Annotated in this window: 19 protein-coding genes and 1 pseudogene; 12 read left to right on the forward strand and 8 right to left on the reverse strand. The window is 58.8% G+C overall.

The window, feature by feature from the left end:
• Positions 1–888 (forward strand): 3-hydroxyisobutyrate dehydrogenase, encoded by an 888-nt coding sequence (gene mmsB, locus ACIPIN_RS07890; protein WP_401117246.1) that lies wholly within the window; start codon positions 1–3, stop codon positions 886–888.
• Positions 889–984: 96 nt separating this feature from the next.
• Here mmsB and ACIPIN_RS07895 read toward each other — a convergent pair whose 3' ends face one another.
• On the reverse strand, positions 985–1,329 hold the full coding sequence (locus ACIPIN_RS07895) for a cupin domain-containing protein (RefSeq protein ID WP_071551926.1): 345 nt from the start codon (positions 1,327–1,329) through the stop codon (positions 985–987).
• A gap of 293 nt (positions 1,330–1,622) precedes the next feature.
• Between ACIPIN_RS07895 and kynB the strand changes: the two genes are divergently transcribed.
• Together kynB and kynA are read left to right on the forward strand one after the other, a co-directional pair.
• Positions 1,623–2,288, forward strand: a complete 666-nt coding sequence (kynB, locus tag ACIPIN_RS07900) for an arylformamidase (protein ID WP_401117248.1) — start codon at positions 1,623–1,625, stop codon at positions 2,286–2,288.
• Complete coding sequence (kynA, locus tag ACIPIN_RS07905; protein WP_401117250.1) at positions 2,285–3,139, forward strand: tryptophan 2,3-dioxygenase; 855 nt, start codon at positions 2,285–2,287, stop codon at positions 3,137–3,139. The genes kynB and kynA overlap by 4 nt, the downstream gene beginning before the upstream one ends.
• A gap of 225 nt (positions 3,140–3,364) precedes the next feature.
• Here the strand turns inward: kynA and ACIPIN_RS07910 are convergent, their stop codons facing one another.
• From ACIPIN_RS07910 to antA, 4 genes are all read right to left on the reverse strand, one after another.
• Positions 3,365–4,768, reverse strand: a complete 1,404-nt coding sequence (locus ACIPIN_RS07910) for an amino acid permease (RefSeq protein ID WP_401117252.1) — start codon at positions 4,766–4,768, stop codon at positions 3,365–3,367.
• Between the two features lie 77 nt (positions 4,769–4,845).
• Positions 4,846–5,868 carry an anthranilate 1,2-dioxygenase electron transfer component AntC gene (antC, locus tag ACIPIN_RS07915; RefSeq protein ID WP_401117254.1) on the reverse strand — a complete coding sequence of 341 codons (1,023 nt, stop codon included), beginning with the start codon at positions 5,866–5,868 and terminating at the stop codon, positions 4,846–4,848.
• Positions 5,869–5,886: 18 nt separating this feature from the next.
• A complete protein-coding gene (gene antB, locus ACIPIN_RS07920) occupies positions 5,887–6,378 on the reverse strand; it encodes an anthranilate 1,2-dioxygenase small subunit (protein WP_401117256.1) in 492 nt (163 codons plus the stop codon).
• Positions 6,379–6,380: 2 nt separating this feature from the next.
• The gene (gene antA / locus ACIPIN_RS07925) at positions 6,381–7,769 is read right to left on the reverse strand and encodes an anthranilate 1,2-dioxygenase large subunit (RefSeq protein ID WP_401117258.1); all 1,389 of its coding nucleotides are present in this window, start codon (positions 7,767–7,769) and stop codon (positions 6,381–6,383) included.
• A 472-nt stretch (positions 7,770–8,241) separates the two neighbouring features.
• Between antA and ACIPIN_RS07930 the strand changes: the two genes are divergently transcribed.
• Positions 8,242–9,255, forward strand: a complete 1,014-nt coding sequence (locus ACIPIN_RS07930) for an AraC family transcriptional regulator (RefSeq protein ID WP_401117260.1) — start codon at positions 8,242–8,244, stop codon at positions 9,253–9,255.
• Between the two features lie 34 nt (positions 9,256–9,289).
• On the opposite strand, the gene ACIPIN_RS07935 is transcribed toward ACIPIN_RS07930, so the two are convergent.
• Complete coding sequence (locus ACIPIN_RS07935) at positions 9,290–9,763, reverse strand: Lrp/AsnC family transcriptional regulator (protein ID WP_401117261.1); 474 nt, start codon at positions 9,761–9,763, stop codon at positions 9,290–9,292.
• 177 nt (positions 9,764–9,940) lie between these two features.
• Between ACIPIN_RS07935 and kynU the strand changes: the two genes are divergently transcribed.
• The gene (kynU, locus tag ACIPIN_RS07940) at positions 9,941–11,191 is read left to right on the forward strand and encodes a kynureninase (protein ID WP_401117263.1); all 1,251 of its coding nucleotides are present in this window, start codon (positions 9,941–9,943) and stop codon (positions 11,189–11,191) included.
• Between the two features lie 136 nt (positions 11,192–11,327).
• The gene (locus ACIPIN_RS07945) at positions 11,328–12,740 is read left to right on the forward strand and encodes an amino acid permease (RefSeq protein WP_401117265.1); all 1,413 of its coding nucleotides are present in this window, start codon (positions 11,328–11,330) and stop codon (positions 12,738–12,740) included.
• A gap of 84 nt (positions 12,741–12,824) precedes the next feature.
• On the opposite strand, the gene ACIPIN_RS07950 is transcribed toward ACIPIN_RS07945, so the two are convergent.
• The gene (locus tag ACIPIN_RS07950; protein WP_401117267.1) at positions 12,825–13,724 is read right to left on the reverse strand and encodes a LysR substrate-binding domain-containing protein; all 900 of its coding nucleotides are present in this window, start codon (positions 13,722–13,724) and stop codon (positions 12,825–12,827) included.
• Between the two features lie 128 nt (positions 13,725–13,852).
• Between ACIPIN_RS07950 and ACIPIN_RS07955 the strand changes: the two genes are divergently transcribed.
• Complete coding sequence (locus ACIPIN_RS07955) at positions 13,853–14,617, forward strand: sulfite exporter TauE/SafE family protein (RefSeq protein WP_401117269.1); 765 nt, start codon at positions 13,853–13,855, stop codon at positions 14,615–14,617.
• On the opposite strand, the gene ACIPIN_RS07960 is transcribed toward ACIPIN_RS07955, so the two are convergent.
• Positions 14,607–14,921: a putative quinol monooxygenase gene (locus tag ACIPIN_RS07960; protein WP_401117271.1), complete on the reverse strand. Its 315-nt coding sequence runs from the start codon at positions 14,919–14,921 to the stop codon at positions 14,607–14,609. The two genes, ACIPIN_RS07955 and ACIPIN_RS07960, sit on opposite strands and share 11 nt — an antisense overlap.
• Positions 14,922–15,125: 204 nt before the next feature.
• On the opposite strand from ACIPIN_RS07960, the gene ACIPIN_RS07965 reads away from it, so the two are divergent.
• The 5 genes and pseudogenes from ACIPIN_RS07965 (at position 15,126) to ACIPIN_RS07985 (ending at position 18,842) form a co-directional block, all read left to right on the forward strand.
• On the forward strand, positions 15,126–15,716 hold the full coding sequence (locus ACIPIN_RS07965) for an NAD(P)H-dependent oxidoreductase (RefSeq protein ID WP_401117273.1): 591 nt from the start codon (positions 15,126–15,128) through the stop codon (positions 15,714–15,716).
• Between the two features lie 95 nt (positions 15,717–15,811).
• Positions 15,812–16,723, forward strand: a complete 912-nt coding sequence (locus ACIPIN_RS07970) for a LysR substrate-binding domain-containing protein (RefSeq protein WP_401117275.1) — start codon at positions 15,812–15,814, stop codon at positions 16,721–16,723.
• Between the two features lie 5 nt (positions 16,724–16,728).
• Positions 16,729–16,806 (forward strand): annotated as a pseudogene (locus ACIPIN_RS07975) (MurR/RpiR family transcriptional regulator); the annotation flags it as partial.
• Between the two features lies 1 nt (position 16,807).
• Positions 16,808–18,265 (forward strand): amidohydrolase family protein, encoded by a 1,458-nt coding sequence (locus ACIPIN_RS07980; protein ID WP_401117276.1) that lies wholly within the window; start codon positions 16,808–16,810, stop codon positions 18,263–18,265.
• A gap of 208 nt (positions 18,266–18,473) precedes the next feature.
• Positions 18,474–18,842, forward strand: coding sequence for a glyoxalase superfamily protein (locus ACIPIN_RS07985; protein ID WP_401117278.1), 369 nt, complete (start codon positions 18,474–18,476; stop codon positions 18,840–18,842).
• Positions 18,843–18,864 lie beyond the last annotated feature (22 nt).

Consider the following 18,864-nt stretch of genomic DNA (forward strand, 5'->3'; position numbering starts at 1 on the left):
ATGAAAATCGCTTTTATCGGTCTCGGCAACATGGGCGCGCCGATGGCGCGCAATCTGATCAAGGCTGGCCATTCGCTGAACCTGGTCGACCTGAACAAAGCCGTGCTCGCCGAACTGGCGCAACTGGGCGGTAGCATCAGCGCTTCTGCGCGTGAGGCAGCGCAAGGCGCAGAGCTGGTGATCACCATGCTGCCGGCCGCTGTCCATGTGCGCAGCGTCTGGCTGGGTGAGGACGGCGTGCTGGCCGGGATCGCCAAGGGCGTTCCCGCCGTGGATTGCAGCACCATCGACCCGCAAACCGCCCGCGATGTCGCCGCCGCTGCGGCCAAACAAGGTGTGGCCATGGCTGATGCGCCGGTTTCCGGTGGCACCGGTGGTGCTGCGGCCGGGACACTGACCTTCATGGTCGGCGCCACGCCGGAGTTGTTCGCCACCCTGCAACCGGTATTGGCGCAGATGGGCCGCAACATCGTGCATTGCGGTGAAGTCGGCACCGGGCAAATCGCCAAGATCTGCAACAACCTGTTGTTGGCGATTTCCATGGTCGGCGTCAGCGAAGCCATGGCCCTTGGCGATGCGCTGGGTATCGATACCCAAGTGCTGGCGGGGATCATCAACAGTTCGACGGGTCGATGCTGGAGTTCGGAGATGTACAACCCGTGGCCGGGCATCGTTGAAACGGCGCCGGCATCGCGTGGTTATACCGGCGGTTTCGGTGCCGAGCTGATGCTCAAGGACTTGGGGCTGGCCACTGAAGCCGCGCGTCAGGCGCATCAACCGGTGATGCTCGGCGCGGTGGCTCAGCAGTTGTATCAGGCGATGAGTCAACGTGGCGAAGGCGGCAAGGACTTCTCGGCGATCATCAACAGCTATCGCAAACCCCACTAGGGGTTTTTCCGGGAACCCGCGTCGGGCGGGTTCCCGTTTTTTTATTCGGCAAAAAGAAAAGATCGCAGCCACCGTAGGCTGCGATCTTTTGTTCTATCAGGCGAAAACGAAATACTTGCGCACGGTCTCGACCACTTCCCAGGTGCCTGTCATCCCCGGTTCAATGACGAAAATATCGCCTGCGCGCAGATGGATTGGCTCCATCCCGTCTGGCGTGATCACGCAGTAGCCTTCCTGGAAATGGCAATACTCCCACTTCACATACTCGACTCGCCATTTACCCGGCGTGCAGATCCAGGTGCCCATGATCTTGCTGCCGTCTTCGCTGGTGTAGGCGTTGAGGTTGACGGTGTGCGGGTCACCTTCGAGCTTTTCCCATTTGCAGGCGTCAAGCACCGGCAGTGGATGGGTATCGCGAAGAACGGTAATGGGTTTGGACATGCTGACTCCGAGCGTTAGGCAGGACTGAAGTCGCACCCTATAGCGCCCGGCATGGTGTCAGTTGTCTGTGCTCGACACTGAGCTATCCAGAAACGCGCTATCGTTCAAATCAGCTCAAGCGGATATTCGGAAGCCGTTCAGGAGTCTGTTTCGCTGATTGAAATTTCCACCTGATAAATTCCGTTTTTTTAGAACTTTGTACGAAATATTCAGGCGCTCCCGCAGGTTTTCGCAAGAATATTCACAGGCATCACTCGTATCATTCCACGGGTGAGTTGGCCGAGAGCTATGCAATGAAAAAAACAATGTCGTGGTGGGATATCAGCCCGCCCTTGAGCACCGCAACGCCGACGTGGCCGGGTGATACGCCGTTTCAGGAGGAGCGCGTCTGGACCTTCGGGCCTGAATGCCCGGTGAATGTCGGCCGCATCACCCTGTCTCCTCACACCGGTGCCCATGTCGATGCGCCGCTGCATTACAGCGCTGATGGTGCGGCTATTGGCGATGTGTCGCTGGATGTCTACATCGGACCGTGCCGCGTACTGCATTGTCTGGACAGTGGCGCACTGGTTCGGCCCGAGCAACTGGACGGGCGCCTTGCGGATCTGCCCGAGCGCGTCCTGCTGCGTACTTATAGACAGGCGCCGCTGACGGCCTGGGATCCGGATTTCACCGCTGTGGCCAAAGAAACCGTCGACCTGCTGTCGAGCCTCGGCGTGCGGCTGATTGGTATCGACACGCCGTCCCTGGACCCTCAACAGTCCAAGACCATGGATTCGCACAACGCAGTGGCCCGCCATGGCATGGCGATCCTTGAAGGCATCGTGCTCGATGACGTGCCGGAAGGCGACTATGAACTGATTGCGCTGCCGCTGCGGTTTGCCAACCTGGACGCGAGTCCGGTCAGAGCGATTTTGCGTCCACTGAACAAACCGCCACTTGAGGAGCCTGCTCAATGAGCCAATGTCCCTATTCACCTGACAACCAGACAGAAGAATGGCATAACGCCGAGCTGAATTTTTCCGACTCCATGAGCTACGGCGACTACCTGGACCTGGGGAAGATTCTCAGCGCTCAGCACCCCTTGTCCCCGGATCATAACGAGATGCTGTTCATCATCCAGCATCAGACGTCCGAGCTGTGGATGAAGCTGATGCTGCACGAACTCAAGGCCGCTCGTGAACACGTCAGGCTGGGAGAGTTGCCGCCGGCGTTCAAGATGCTGGCGCGGGTTTCGCGGATCTTCGATCAACTGGTGCATGCCTGGACGGTGCTGGCGACCATGACACCGACCGAGTACCACGCGATCCGGCCGTTTCTGGGCCAGTCATCGGGCTTCCAGTCGTTTCAGTACCGCGAGATCGAATTCATTCTGGGCAACAAGAGTGCAACGCTATTGCGTCCGCATGCCCACCGGCCCGAGCTGTTGGCAGAGCTTGAAAAGGCCATCGCCACACCGTCGCTGTATGACGAAGCCATTCGGTTGATGGTCAGCGCAGGGTTGGCGATTGATCCACAGCGCTTCGAGCGCGATCCGGCCAGCCCGACCGCTTATGACGCCTCGGTCGAAGCCGCCTGGCGTGTGGTCTACACCGACCCTTCGCGGTATTGGGATCTTTACCAGTTGGCGGAGAAACTGATCGACCTTGAGGACTCGTTCCGTCAATGGCGCTTCCGGCATGTCACGACGGTCGAACGGATCATCGGTTTCCAACCGGGCACCGGCGGCACTGAAGGTGTGGGTTATCTGCGCAAGATGCTCGATACCGTACTGTTCCCGGAATTGTGGCGCGTGCGTTCAACGCTCTGACCCAGGCGCTAGAGGATTCCCGGCGCACGGACCCTGTAGCAGCTGCCGAAGGCTGCGTTCGGCTGCGCAGCAGTCGTAAAATCATCCACTGAGGTGCATCAGGTACACCGAGTTGTTTGTATTTACGAGCGCTGCGCGCTCGAACGCAGGCTGCGCCAGCTGCTACAGAAAGCAAAAGCCCCGGCATTCATCGAATGCCGGGGCTTTTTGTCGACTGGCTGAAGGTTATTGAGCGACCGACAGCGAGCGAGTTTTGGCTAAGCGAATCCGGTAGAACACGAACAGGATCAGCACCCAGACCGGGATGGCATAGACCGACGCGCGTACCCCGGGAATCATCAGCATCACGTAGATGATCATGGCCATGAACGCCAGGCACAGGTAATTGGTGTACGGCGACCAGAATGCCTTGAAGCCCGGCACGATGCCGCGTTGGACCATGGCCTTGCGAAACTTCAGGTGAGTCAGGCTGATCATCGCCCAGTTGATCATCAACGAGGCGACCACCAGCGCGAACAGCAACTCAAGCGCTTCATTCGGGGCGACGTAGTTAACCACCACGCACAGCATAGTGATCAGCGCCGATACGCCCAGCGCCAGTAACGGTACGCCCTGTTTGTTCAGCTTCATCAGCGCCTTGGGGGCATCGCCCTGTTCCGCCAGGCCGTAGAGCATGCGGCTGTTGCAGTAGACGCCGCTGTTGTAGACCGAGAGCGCCGCGGTGAGCACCACAAAATTGAGGATTTGCGCCGCGGTGTTGCTGCCGATCAAGGCGAAAATCTGCACAAACGGACTGCCGCTGTAGGCATCGCCGGAAGCGCTCAGTGTCTGCAGCAGTTGGTCCCATGGGTACAACGACAGCAGCACGGTGAGTGCGCCGACGTAGAAGATCAGCACGCGGTAAACCACCTGATTGATCGCCTTGGGAATGACCTTCCTCGGTTCGCTGGCTTCAGCGGCGGTGATACCGACGAGCTCCAGGCCACCGAAAGAGAACATGATGAACGCCATCGCCATCAGCAAACCGTTGGTGCCGTTGGGGAAGAAACCGCCGTGGCTCCACAGGTTGCTCACCGAGGCTTGCGGGCCGCCGGTACCGCTGACCAGCATGTAACAGCCCAGGGCAATCATGCCGATGATTGCCACGACCTTGATGATGGCGAACCAGAACTCCATTTCACCGAAGACTTTGACGTTCATCGTGTTGATCAGGTTGACCAATACGAAGAACACCGCCGCGCTGACCCAGGTCGGCACTTCCGGCCACCAGAACTGCACGTACTTACCCACGGCAGTCAGCTCCGCCATGCCCACCAGCACATACAGCACCCAGTAGTTCCAGCCGGACAGGAAGCCGGCAAAACCACCCCAGTAGTTGTGAGCAAAATGGCTGAAGGAGCCGGCGACCGGCTCTTCGACAATCATCTCTCCCAACTGGCGCATGATCAGAAAGGCGATAAAACCGGCAATCGCATAGCCGAGGATCATCGAAGGGCCTGCCGACTTGAGCACGCCGGCGGAGCCGAGAAACAGCCCTGTACCAATCGCACCGCCCAGTGCGATCAACTGAATATGCCGGTTTTTCAGCCCCCGCTTGAGCACGCCCTGTTGCAGTATTTCATCCGCCATCTGGTTACCTTCTAGTTGTTATGGTCAGGCCCGGTTTCACTTCGATAGCTTATTCAATTACCGCTCGTTTGTGAGCGTCAGACGTTACTTTCGGTGAACTTTTCGTAATACAGATGCACCTTGTCCAGGGTTTGATCCTGTAACCAGCTCTTGATCGACTCGACCATCGGTGGCGGCCCGCAGACGTACATGTCGACCGCTGCGTCGCGCAGTTCGCTGGCATCGAAATGCTCGGCAATGTAGCCACGTTTTCCATCCCAGTCCGCAGATGGATCGCTCACCACTGGCGTATAACGAAACCCCGGAATGCGTTGAGCATAGGCATTGATCCGTTCGCTTTCGCACAGGTCGGTAGCGTCCCGTACGCCGTAGTACAGGTGCACAGGCTGTTCGCTACCGCGCGCAACGATTTCGTCGAGCATGCCCAGCAGTGCGGACAGCCCGGTGCCACCGGCCACCAGAATCAGCGGCCGGGCGATGTGGCGAAGATAGAACGCGCCCAACGGTGCTTCCAGGCCAATTGTATCGCCGACCTGGCAGCGTTCACGAATGTAATTGCTCATTACCCCGTCAGGTAACAGGCGAATCAGAAATTGCAGCTGATTGCTGCTGCTCGGGCGGTTGGCGAAGGAGTAGGAGCGTTTGTTCGTGGTCCCCGGAATCAACAGGCGGGCGTATTGCCCCGGCAGGAAATCCAGTGGCTGGGTGGCCGCCCCCAAATCCAGATGCAGAATCGCGGTACTGGCCGAGACCTGACGCACATGCGTGACCGTACCGCTGAGCTGCGCAGGCCCCGCGGCATTGCACAGGCTGGAGGCGAAGTCGAAATAGAACGCGGCATCGGACTTCACCCGCGTCTGACAAGTCAGCATCTTGCGTTGCTGCAGGTCGAGGCTGGTGAGGGCTTCTTCATCTACATAATCCTGGCTGTAATCGCCGGATTCGCAGCGGCCCTGACAGGTTCCACAGACACCCTCGCGGCAATCCAGAGGAATATTGATGCCGTTGCGCAGTGCGGCATCGAGCAGTATTTCGTTGGCCTGCACGGGAAAAAACAGTGTTTTTCCGTCGGCAAAACTGAACGCAACCTTGTGGTTCATGCCCCGGTCTCCATGGATTCAGAGGTGGTAGAAATCGAGCACCGAGTTGATGGTGTCGTTGAGCAGCAACACGTGTTTGCGGGTAATCACCCAGCTGTTGTCGTGCGGCTTGAGGCGATAAGTCGCGGTCCCGTAAAACTGCTCGGACGTGGCCAGGCGATAGAACAAGGTGTGCCAGTTCAGGCGTACTTCCAGCTCACCCATTTCGAGTTCGCTGATGCGCACGTTGTTGATCAGATGCAGGGTGCGCGGCATCGGCGTGGCCGACGCGGCTTTGCCGGTGCGCAGGCGGAATACGCGGTCTTCCAGGCCTGAGCGGTTGGCGTAGTAGATCAGCGACATTTCGCGCTTGGGGTCGCGAGTGTAGACGTGCTCGGAATCCCATTGCGGCAGGTGAAACTCACTCTGCTCGTCGAAGAGCTTGAGGTAGGCGTCCCAGTCCTTGGCGTCGCACAGTTCGGATTTACGGTAGAAAAACTGCTCGATCTGGTACTGCAATTGCGGATTCATGTTCACACCTCACGTAGCTTCAGGGATTTCGCGTCCAGACCGTCGAGCAGAAATTTCTGCCAGTTGCTGTGCTGGTTGACGTAAAGCCCTTCGTGGGTGAATTCGGTGCCGGTCATGGCCGGCGCGATGCCGATCGACTCGCTGTTAGGCGTGGCGCCGGTCGCCCACTGGTGGCTGCCGCGAGAGATATCGCTCCAGCGCTCCAGCCGTGCCTGGAAACCGCGTTGGGCCTCGCGGAACTCCACCAGGTCATCCGGGGTGCCGAGTCCCGACACGTTGAAGAAGTCTTCGAACTGGCGAATCCGATTCTCGCGATCGGCGTCCGACTCGTTTTTCACGCCCAGGCACTGGCTGATGATTTCGGTCTTGTTCCAGGCCACCGGGCGGATGATCCGTAGCTGCGAGCTGATCTGATCGAGGAAAAACAGGCTGGGATAGATGTTCAGGTTGCGCAGCCGATGCATCATCCATTCGGCTTTTTCCTGACCGTGTTCCTCGATCAGGCGCGGCATGATCGTCGCGTAGCCGGAGCGCACCGTCGGGTTAGGCATGTCACTGAACAACAGGCTGTGGCCGTTGTTGAAGGCGAACCAGCCGTCATCGGTATCGGCGTCGCCAGCCCCCAGTTTGCTGTAGTCGAGCGTGCCGCTGGAACGGGTGCCGTTCTCGCTGTCGACCTGCTGGCGGTGCTGCACCGTGGCCACGTAGTTATAGTGGACCGTGCTGACGTGATAGCCATCCAGGCCGTTCTCGTTCTGCAGTTTCCAGTTGCCGTCGTAGGTGTAGGCGGACTTGCCGGGCAGCACTTCCAGCTCACCGGTGGGCGATTGGGCGACCATCATGTCGAAGAACACTTTGGCATCGCCGAGGAAGTCTTCAAGGTTGTTATCGCCGTGAACATCCAGGCTGATAAACACGAAGCCCTTGTAGCTCTGGATGCGGGCCTTTTTCAGGCCGCGTGTGGCTTTGTCGAAACCTTCCGGGTACTCGCCGGGGGCCTTGACCTTGACCAGGCGTCCGTCGCTTTTGTAGCACCAGGCGTGGAACGGGCAGGTAAACGTCGATTGGTTGCCTTTGCCGACGCGGGTCAATGTCGTGCCGCGATGCTGACAGGCGTTGATCAGTGCGTTGAGTTGGCCGTCGCCATCGCGGGTAATGATCATCGGCTGGCGGCCGGCGCGCATCGTGATGAAGTCGTGGTTATTGGCCAGCTCGCTTTCGTGACAGGCGTAGATCCAGTTCTTCTCGAAGATCAGCTCCATCTCCAGATCGAACAGTTGCGGCTCGGTAAAAATATCCCGAGCGATGCGGAACACGCCTTCTGCCGGACGGAAGTCCAGGCAGCCTTCAATGAACGCTTTCCACTGCTCGACGTTTTTTTCGCCACTCATGGGTGTGCACCTTTTTTATTCAGGTCAATCGGTGCACTCATTAGAGAGAGTGGGGCGGGCAGGGGTCTATCCGGTTTGTCGACGAAGGCAGTCCACAAAGTTCGAGGGTGGCATGAAAGATCGCAGCCCATGGCAGCTCCTACGCCGGACGCGGACACCTGTAGGAGCTGCCGAAGGCTGCGATCTTTGCGGGTAACACCTGCGTGTACCAAGGTGGGCAGGTAATACTCAAGACCCATGCACCAAGCGATGAACGGCCGCCCCTGTTTGCAGCATTGAGGTACTGTCTTGGGCAGCCTTGAGTGCTGTTCGAAGGCGAGCTCCGGTTTTAAAGCGAGCGCTTTATCCGCTTAGTAGACGATTGCTATCCATCGAGTTGGCATAGCCGTTTAGTGGTCTGGAACTTGCTCGACTCAAGCCACAGGCGCGCCGTCAGAGCGTGCTGAAAAAATATTGCCGTGGGTGCGCCGTGATGAGTAGCAAAACTGATCCGCAGTTTCGCGATATTCGTATCGATCGCTATGACCTTGAGGGCGCGAGGACCTGGATGTCGGGTATCTGCGGGCCGCACCGTCTCGAAACCGCGACCCCCGAGCGGATCCGTTTTCATCACACGGCCAACGTATTCAAGTCGATGGCCACGACCCTGGGCACTCTCTCATACGGCACCGATGTGACCGTCGATATCGAAGACGCCGAGCACTTCAGTAGCTACAGCCTCAGCCTGCCATTGGTCGGTGAACAGGAACTGAGCAAGAACGGCACGCTACTCAAATCCAATCGCGATCAAGGCGTGATCATCTCGCCGAATGAAAACCAGATGCTGGCGATCTCCGGCGACTGTCGCAAAGTCCAGGTGGTGATCACCCGCGCGGCCATGAGTGAATCCCTGGAGGGGATGTTGCAGCGCCCACTGGATACACCACTGCGTTTCGAATCGGTGATGGATGCGGTGGACGGTGCGTCGGCCTCGTGGTGGCGCATGGCGCGGTATTTCATCGCTGAACTTGAGCGCAGCAGCGCGCTGTTTGAGCAGGTCGTCTTCACGCGGGACATTGAAAGCTCGTTGATCAAAGGCCTGATCCTCGCCCAGCCGAACAATTACTCCGATGAGCTGCGGGACGTGCTGGGCGTGAAGTTGCCGCACTACCTGGTCAGGGCCAAGCAGTGCATTCACGACAACGCTCGCGAAGCGCTGCACCTGGAAGACATCGAAGCGGCGGCGGGGGTTTCGCGGTTCAAGTTGTTCGAGGCGTTCAGGAAGTATTTCGCCTTGTCGCCAATGGCCTATCTGAAAAAGTACCGGTTGAACGCGGTGCGCCAGGAAATCCTTGAGCATGGTCTGGCGCGTAATATCTCGGAGATTGCCATGGGCTGGGGGTTCACCCACATGGGGCGTTTTTCCGCGGAGTACCGCAAGTTATTCGACGAATCCCCCAGCACAACCCTTCAGCGCAACGAGGCCCGGCGCATGCGCGGGCTTTGACGAGGGTGGTGTTCGGGGGGGATTAAGCAACGGCTTATTTGCGGGCGACCAGATCGAGCAGTTCGTCTCGTTCCTTGATTTTCTGCAGGACGATTTCCGAGCGAATATCGGTCACTCCCGCGGTGCGGTTGAGTTTGTTGACGATGAAATCCGAGAAGTGCTTCAGGTTGCGCGCCTGAACTCGCAGCACATAGTTGCTGGCCCCGGTAATCACGTACGCGGTGGCGACTTCGGGCCACCCTTGTACTTTCTTGATAAACGTCTCGTGCCAGTCCTCGACGTCCTGTCGCAACGACACATGGACGATAGCTTCCAGTTCGATGCCCAACCGTTCGGCGCTCAATACTGCGCGATAGCCGGTGATGATTCCTTCACTTTCCAGCAGGCGCAAACGGCGCAGGCAAGCCGACGGTGACAGTGCGACTTTCTCCGCCAGTTCCTGATTGCTGATACGCCCATCCTGCTGCAAGTAATGCAGGATCCGCAGGTCTGTCGTGTCGAGAGTCATGGCTTGAATAAATCCGCGATTTTTGGAGTTGGATTCGAATTATCTACGAGATAACTACTATATGACGGTCCACTTTGCACGAAAATTCTCCAAAGCTTCGTTCATTATCTGCTCATCGTGCTGACGCAAAAAATGCCCAAAACACGGCGGCATGTCATCAAAAAAACAGGACCTGAAATGACTACAAGAAACGATTGCCTGGCGCTCGATGCGCAAGACTCACTGGCTCATCTGCGTCACCAGTTTGCGCTCCCCAAAGGCGTGATCTACCTCGACGGCAATTCCCTCGGTGCGCGTCCGATTGCCGCGCTTGAGCGAGCTTCGGCAGTGATCGCCGAGGAGTGGGGCAATGGTTTGATCCGCAGCTGGAACAGCGCTGGCTGGCGCGATCTGCCGGAGCGTCTGGGCAATCGACTGGCCGGGCTGATTGGTGCCGGTGAGGGTGAAGTGGTGGTCACCGACACCACCTCGATCAACCTGTTCAAGGTCCTCGGCGCAGCCTTGCGCGTGCAGGCCACGCGAGCGCCGACGCGGCGGGTGATCGTCAGTGAAAGCAGCAACTTCCCCACCGACCTGTACATCGCCGAAGGGCTGATGGATTTGCTGCAACAGGGTTACAGCTTGCGTCTGGTCGACAGCCCGCAAGAACTGGCGCAGGCGATTGACCAGGACACCGCCGTGGTGATGCTCACCCACGTCAACTACAAGACCGGCTACATGCACGACATGCAGGCCATGACCGCGCTGACCCACGAATGTGGTGCGCTGGCGATCTGGGACCTGGCGCATTCCGCCGGTGCGGTTCCGGTCGATTTGCGTCAGGCCGGCGCGGACTACGCCATCGGTTGCACCTACAAGTACCTCAATGGCGGCCCCGGTTCGCAAGCGTTTGTCTGGGTTTCGCCACAGCTGTGCGATCTGGTCACGCAACCGCTGTCCGGTTGGTTCGGTCATTCCCGACAGTTCGACATGGCGTCTGGCTACGAGCCGAGCAGCGGTATCGCTCGCTACTTGTGCGGCACGCAACCGATCACTTCATTGGCCATGGTCGAGTGCGGTCTGGAGATTTTTGCCCAGACCGACATGGTCAGCCTGCGCCGCAAATCCCTGGCACTGACCGACCTGTTTATCCAGTTGGTCGAGCAGCGCTGCGCCGCTCACGATCTGAAACTGATCACCCCGCGCGAACACGCCAAGCGTGGCAGTCATGTCAGCTTCGAACACCCGGAAGGTTACGCAGTGATTCAGGCCTTGATCGCCCGAGGCGTGATCGGTGATTACCGCGAGCCGCGAATCATGCGCTTCGGTTTTACGCCGCTGTACACCAGCTTTACCGAAGTCTTTGATGCGGTGCAGATCCTTGGCGAGATTCTCGATCAGAAAACTTGGGCGCAAGCGCAGTTCCAGGTTCGCCACAGCGTCACCTGATACAAAAGATCGCAGCCTGCGGCAGCTCCTACGCAATGTGTGTGTAGGAGCTGCCGCAGGCTGCGATCTTTTACGGTCCCCCGGTTTACGAACCATGTGCTCTCTTCAAAAAAGACAATATTCAGAGGACAGAGAAATGACCGACACCATCGGTTTTGAAACCATCTCCAAGCGTGAGCATGGCCTTAGGCGTCAGCTCACTTCGGGGCAGATGAGCATGATCGCGATTGGCGGTGCGATAGGCACTGGCCTGTTCATGGGCAGCGCCTATGCGATTGGCTATGCCGGGCCGAGCGTGCTGCTCAGCTATGCGATTGGCGCGATCATCACGCTGCTGTTGATGGGCTGTCTGGCGGAGATGACCGTGGCCCACTCGACCTCGGGTTCGTTCGGCGCGTATGCCGAATTCTATATCAGCCCGCTGGCCGGGTTTCTGGTGCGCTACGCCTATTGGGCGGCGATTGTGTTGGCGGTCGGCACTGAGGTGACGGCGGTTGCGATGTACATGAAGTACTGGTTCGCCAATGTGTCTGAATGGATCTGGATCGTCTCGTTCTCGAGCATTCTGATCGTGCTCAACGCCATCAGCGTGAAGACCTTTGGCACCTTCGAGTACTGGTTTTCGACCATCAAGATCGGCGCGATTGTTGGCTTCATCATTCTCGCGGTGTACGTGGTGTTTGGTTCCGGCAACCCGGATTACGGCGTGCATAACTACACCAGCCACGGCGGGTTTTTCCCCAATGGCCTGCAAGGGATGTGGGTGGCGGTCATCGTGTCGATCTTCAGTTACCTGAGCGTGGAAATGATCGCGGTAGCGGCCGGTGAAGCAGAAGATCCGGAGCGTGCAGTGAAGAAAGCCTTTCGCGCGACCATCGTTCGGCTGGTGGTGTTTTACCTGCTGACCCTGGCCCTGATGTTGGCGATCGTGCCATGGGTTCAGGCAGGTCATGCGCAGAGTCCGTTCGTCACGGTCATGCAAACCATCGGCATTCCCGGTGCCACCGGGGTGATGAATTTCGTGATCCTGATTGCCGCCTTGTCAGCGATGAACAGCCAGCTCTACATCACCACGCGGATGATGTTCAGCCTGTCCCGTGGCGGTTACGCACCGAAGGCGATGGGCGCGTTGAGCAAGAGCGGGATTCCGCTTAACGCCTTGCTGCTGTCGAGCTCGGGCATTGCGCTGGCGACGCTGTTGAACGTGATGTACCCGGAAAGCTCCTTCACCTTGATGATGGCGATTTCCATGTTCGGCGCGATCTTCACCTGGTTCATGATCTTCCTCACGCACTACTGTTTCCGTCGCTATCACCAGCGTCACGGCGAGCGGAAGTTGTCGTTCCGCGTGCGTCTGTTTCCTTACACCACGCTGTTGGGGCTGGTGCTGATGGGCGCGGTGATGATCACCACCTACTTCACCGAAGCCTTCAAGATGACCTTGGTGTTTGGTGTGCCTTTTCTGCTGATCCTTTCGTTGGTCTACGGAGTGTTCTTTCGAAAGGCCAAAGCATCAGCCGGCACTTTCGACAACGTCCCGGCACCGTAGGAGCAAGGCTAGCCCGCGATGGCACCCGCAAAATCGCCATCGCCGGCAAGCGCCAGATCAAAAGATCGCAGCCTTCGGCAGCTCCTACGGAGTTGTGTCAGGCGCCTTTGATAGGGCGTCCAGCAGGGCTTTGGCATAGCGGGGCAGGGCGTCGAACGAGCGTGCGCACAGCAGCAGTTTTCGCTGGGCCCATGGCTCGTTCAGCGCGAGGCGTTTGAACGCTTGTCCACCCGCCCAGCGCTCGACCGCCGCCAACGGCACAATCGCCAATCCCGCGCCATGGGTGACCATGCGAATCACCCCGTCGAAGCCATCGGCACGAATGCGGATCTGCATGCGCAACCCGGCGTGCAGCGCTTGTTCCTCCAGATAGATCGCCAATGCGCTGTTGGCATTCAGCCCGACGTAATCGTGAGACAGGGTCTCGCTGAACGTCGGCGGTTCATGCTCGGCCAACGGATGATCGCTCGGCATGATCAGCACCAGAGGATCATCGCGGAATGCTCGGGTGTCGAGGTCGTGAGTGTCCACCGCATCGGAAACGATACCGAGGTCGGCCGCCCCCTGACGCAAGGCATGGGTGATGCGCAGGCTCGGCAGTTCTTGCAGGTCGATGTCGAGGTTGGGGTGTTCGCACAGAAAGTCCGCCAGCAACTCGGGCAGGTATTCAGTGATCGCTGTGGTGTTGCACAGCAACCGCACCTGACCTTTGACACCTTTGGCGTATTCCGCCAGATCCTGTTGCAGGCGCTCGGCCTGTTGCAGCAATACCCGGGCATGTTGCGCCAGCGCCTTTCCAGCCGGTGTAGGGCTGATGCCCCGGCGCCCGCGCTCGAAAAACGCGGTGCCCAGCGAAGCCTCCATCGCACGGATTCGCGCACTCGCCGCCGCCAGTGACAGATGGCTGCGGGCAGCGCCGGCGGTGATGTTGCCGGCGTCGAGGATGTTCAGGTAAAGCTTGAGATCGATCAGGTCGAAGTGCATGGGAGTTCCTAAAGAACGTTCCCACGCTCTGCGTGGGAACGATCAGATACCAAGGCTCTGTCAAAACAAGAGGCAGGCTCAGTATATGGCAGATTTTCACGGGGGCCCGGAACGCTCAGGATAACGCCATGAATACACTTCTCGCGTTCTATCAAAACCTCGGGCTGGCCTTGTCTTTGTTGGTGGTTGTCACCTTTCTGATGGCCGGCATGATCAAAGGGGTGATCGGCATGGGATTGCCGACCGTTGCCATGGGCCTGCTTGGTCTGGCTATGGCTCCGACGCAGGCTGCGGCGCTGCTGATCATTCCGGCGACGCTAACCAACGTCTGGCAACTGGTCTTCGGTGGGCACTTGCGTCCATTGGTCAAACGGCTGTGGCCGATGCTGTTGGCGATCGTCATCGGCACCGGCGCAGGCACGTTGTGGCTGGGAGTCGACGGCGGGCAGTGGGTGGTGCGGGGACTTGGCGCGGTGTTGTTGCTCTATGCCTTGAGCGGATTGTTGCTGCCGACCTTGCAGGTTGGCAGCACAACCGAACGCTGGCTCGCCCCGCTCTGTGGCGTGTTGACCGGCATCATCACCTCGGCCACCGGGGTCTTTATGATTCCGGCGGTGCCCTATCTGCAAGCGTTGGGGTTGAACAAGGATCAACTGGTGCAGGCGCTCGGCCTGTCATTCACTGCGTCGACCCTGGCGCTGGCCGCCGGCCTGATGTGGCGCGGTGCGCTGGGTGGTGGCGCGCTGAGTGCGTCGCTGCTGGCGCTGATCCCGGCGCTGCTCGGCATGCTGCTGGGACAATGGCTACGAGAGCGGATCAGCGCCGTGCTGTTCAAGCGAGTGTTCTTCGTTGGCGTTGGATTGCTCGGTGGCCATCTGCTGATCAGCGGCTAGCGGAAGACGGGCTGAGCATGTCGATGCGGCGGATATCGAAGTCGCGTTCCAGGTAATCCATGCGGTTCTCGAAAAACTGCTGCATGTGCGGCAGGTTCGAGTGCACGTCCAGATGAGTCCGGGATTGCCAGATCTCGTAGAAGATAAACAGCGTCGGGTCCTGCTGATCGCGCAGCATGTGGTACTCGATGCAGCCAGGTTCGGCACGACTGGGTTCGACGTAGGCGCGGAACAGGGCTTCGAAGGTTTCGGCTTTTTCCGGACGGGTTTTGGCGTGCAGGATGAAACCGTGTTGTTCGCTCATTTAGAACTCCTCAAGTCAGGGTTGAGAAAACTCTACGGCAACAATCAGCTAGTGATTCGTGCGTTTTGGTCAAATGTATTTTGCCGACTTCGGGCTTATTCATGGGAAGGGTCATCGATACCCTGCCGTCATCAACTTTAAAACTTCTCGATCCCGCGACTTATCCACAGCGTGGCGCATCGGACCCTGATGATGAGGCTTCCCATGAAAAAAGTTCTGTTGCTCAACGGTGGCAAGAAATTCGCTCACTCCGACGGTCGCTATAACGCCACCCTGCACGAAGCCGCATTGAGCGTGCTGGATCGTGGCGGTGTCGACGTGAAAGTGACCCACATCGACGAGGGCTATGACATCGCTGAAGAAGTCGCCAAGTACCTCTGGGCTGACGTGATTATTTACCAGATGCCAGGCTGGTGGATGGGCGCGCCATGGACCGTGAAAAAGTACATCGACGAGGTCTTCACCAAAGGCCACGGCAGCCTCTATGCCAGCGACGGCCGGACCCGTTCCGATGCTTCGCAAAAATACGGCAGCGGCGGTCTGTTGCAGGGTAAGCAGTACATGCTGTCGCTGACCTGGAACGCACCGCAGCAAGCCTTCGACGACCCGACCGACTTCTTCGAAGCCAAGGGCGTGGACGCGGTGTACTTCCCGTTCCACAAGGCCAATACCTTCCTCGGCATGAGCGGCCTGCCGACCTTCCTGTGCGTTGATGTGATGAAGCGGCCGAACGTTGAGGCCGACGTCGTGCGCTACGAGCAGCACCTCAAGCAGGTGTTCGATCTTAAGGCATAGGCATGAGCTAGTATCGGGGGAAGATCGCAGGCTCCTACGCTGCAAAACCGTATGAACCTGCGATCTTTTCAAAGCCCCCGAAAACGAGGACATACGTGAAAGCCAGATCCGATGAGTTGCAGATTTTCGTCTGCGTGATCGAGTGCGGTTCGATTTCTGCGGCGGCCGAACAGGTCGGGCAAACGCCCTCGGCGGTCAGCCGCACGCTGTCGCGTCTGGAGGCCAAGCTCGACACCACGCTGATCAACCGCACCACGCGGCGCATGGACCTGACCGAAGAGGGCAAGTACTTCTTCGAACAGGCCAAGCTGATTCTCGACCAGATGGACGAGCTCGAAGAGCGTCTGTCCTCGCGTCATAAAACACCTTCCGGACGACTGCGGATCAATGCGGCGTCGCCGTTCATGCTGCACGCAATCGTGCCGTACATCGATGAGTTCCGCCGTCTGTACCCGGACATCCAGCTGGAACTCAACAGCAACGACCTGATCATCGACTTGCTTGAGCAAAGCACCGACATCGCGATCCGCATCGGGCCGTTGGCGGATTCGACCCTGCATGCGCGCTCGCTGGGATGCAGCCCGCTGCACATCCTCGCCAGTCCTGCGTATCTGGAAAAACACGGCACCCCGACCACTGTTGCCGACCTGACCAACCACTCGCTGCTGGGCTTCACCCAGACTGAAAGCCTCAACCACTGGCCGCTGCGCCATGTGCATGGCGACCGCTGGCAGATTCAGCCGAGCCTCAGCGCCTCCAGCGGTGAAACCCTGCGTCATCTGGCGCTGGAGGGGCAGGGCATTGCGTGCCTGTCGCACTTCATGACCATCGATGACATCAAGGCCGGACGGCTGAAGTTGCTCTTGGCGCAGGCCAACAGCGGTTATCGCCAGCCGATCAACGCGGTGTACTACCGCAACTCGCAACTGGCCTTGCGCATTCAATGCTTCCTGGACTTTATCCAGAGCAAGTTGGCCGGTTACGCGAGCGAGGTGTTCGAAGGCTGATCCTTCAAAAACGTTTGCGGCGGATCAAACTCGCCCTCGACGACTACCGTGGCGGCGATGATCATCTGCCGCTGGGAGACTGACATGCACTACCACACGCTGATCCGCAACGCCGTGATCATCGACGGCAGCAACACGCCGGGTTATCCCGCCGACGTGGCGATTATGAACGGGCGTATCGAGCGCATCGGTGACTTGCAGGATGCCAGCGCCGATGAAGAAATCGATGCGGCCGGGCGAGTGCTCGCGCCAGGTTTCATTGACGTACACACCCACGACGATACGGTGGTGATCCGCCAACCGCAGATGCTGCCCAAACTCAGCCAGGGCGTGACCACGGTGATCGTCGGCAACTGCGGGATCAGCGCCTCGCCGGTGAGTTTGCGCGGCGATCCACCGGACCCGATGAATCTGCTCGGCACGTCCGCAGCCTTTGTCTATCCACGCTTCAGCGATTACCGCGCCGCGGTCGAAGCGTCCAACCCGACGTTAAACGTGGCGGCATTGGTCGGCCATACGGCGTTGCGCAGTAACCATCTGGACGATCTGTTTCGCACCGCCACACCGAACGAAATTGCGGCGATGCGCGAGCAACTGCGCGAGAGCCTGGAGGCCGGTGCGTTGGGCTTGTCCACAGGGTTGGCCTACGCCAGCGCTTTCTCGGCGTCTACCGACGAAGTCATGCAACTGACTGAAGAGCTGACGGCCTTCGGCGCGGTCTACACCACCCATTTGCGCAGCGAGTTCGAACCGGTGCTGGAGGCCATGGATGAGGCATTCCAGATCGCTCGCCACGCGAAAAGCCCGGTGATCATTTCCCATCTCAAATGCGCTGGCGCCGGTAACTGGGGGCGCAGTCCGCAGCTGCTCGCCTCACTGGAGCTGGCGGCGAAAACCCACCCGGTGGGCTGCGATTGTTATCCCTATGCGGCGAGTTCCTCGACCCTGGACCTCAAGCAGGTGACCGACGCGTTCCGCATCACCATCACCTGGTCGACGCCACACCCTGAAGTGGGCGGGCGCGACTTGATGGATATTGCCGCCGAGTGGGGCGTGCCGCTGTTGGACGCGGCCCGTCGTTTGCAACCGGCCGGGGCGGTGTATTACGGCATGGACGAGGCGGATGTGCGGCGTATTCTGGCCCACCCGTTATCGATGATCGGTTCCGACGGCTTACCGGAAGACCCGTTTCCTCATCCGCGTTTGTGGGGCGCGTTTCCACGGGTGCTTGGGCACTTCAGTCGGGATCTTGGATTGTTCCCGCTGCACACGGCGGTGCACAAAATGACCGGGCTGTCGGCGGCGCGTTTCGGCCTGAAAGAGCGCGGTGAAATTCGCGAAGGGCATTGGGCGGATCTGGTGTTGTTCGATCCTCTGAGCATTCGCGACGTGGCCGACTTCAATGACCCGCAACGGGCGGCGGAGGGGATTGATGGGGTGTGGGTCAATGGGGTCTTGAGTTACCGCGAAGGCAGGGCGAATGACGGCAGGGCTGGGCGTTTTCTGACGCGGGAAGGGGATTTGCGTACAGGCTTTCATTGAGTGTTGACGATCAAAAGATCGTCCGAACGCGGCCCGAACCTTCGGCAGCTCCTACGCCGAACGCATGCTTCTGTGGAGCTGCCGAAGGCTGCGATCTTTTGATCCAAGTCTCATAGTGGCACTGTGAGATTAAAGAAAGCCATTACCAAGCCGAAGCGCTGTCATGCAACCCACCTATAGTGGGGTCTTTCAGTTTGGGAGTAGTGCAATGAGCTTCGGTAAAACCACCCCGATCCTGCGGATCTTCGATGAAGCCAAGGCACTGGAGTTCTACGTCGACTTCCTCGGTTTCACACTCGACTGGCAGCACTGTTTCGAGGCGAACTTCCCGATCTATATGCAGGTGTCGCGGGGGGAATGTGTGCTGCACCTGTCCGAGCACCACGGCGACGCTACGCCGGGTTCGGCGCTACGCATCGAGACCGATGAACTGGAAGTGTTCCAGCAGCAATTACTGGTCAAGAATTACCGCTTTGCTCACCCACAGATTCAGGCCATGCCCTGGGGTAGCCAGGACATGACCATCAGCGATCCGTTCGGCAATCGGTTGGTGTTTACCAATGCGATCAGTGCTTGATTGAGCTCGGTAAAGCGAGGTC

Source organism: Pseudomonas sp. NPDC087697 (assembly GCF_044743155.1).
Lineage (GTDB): Bacteria > Pseudomonadota > Gammaproteobacteria > Pseudomonadales > Pseudomonadaceae > Aquipseudomonas.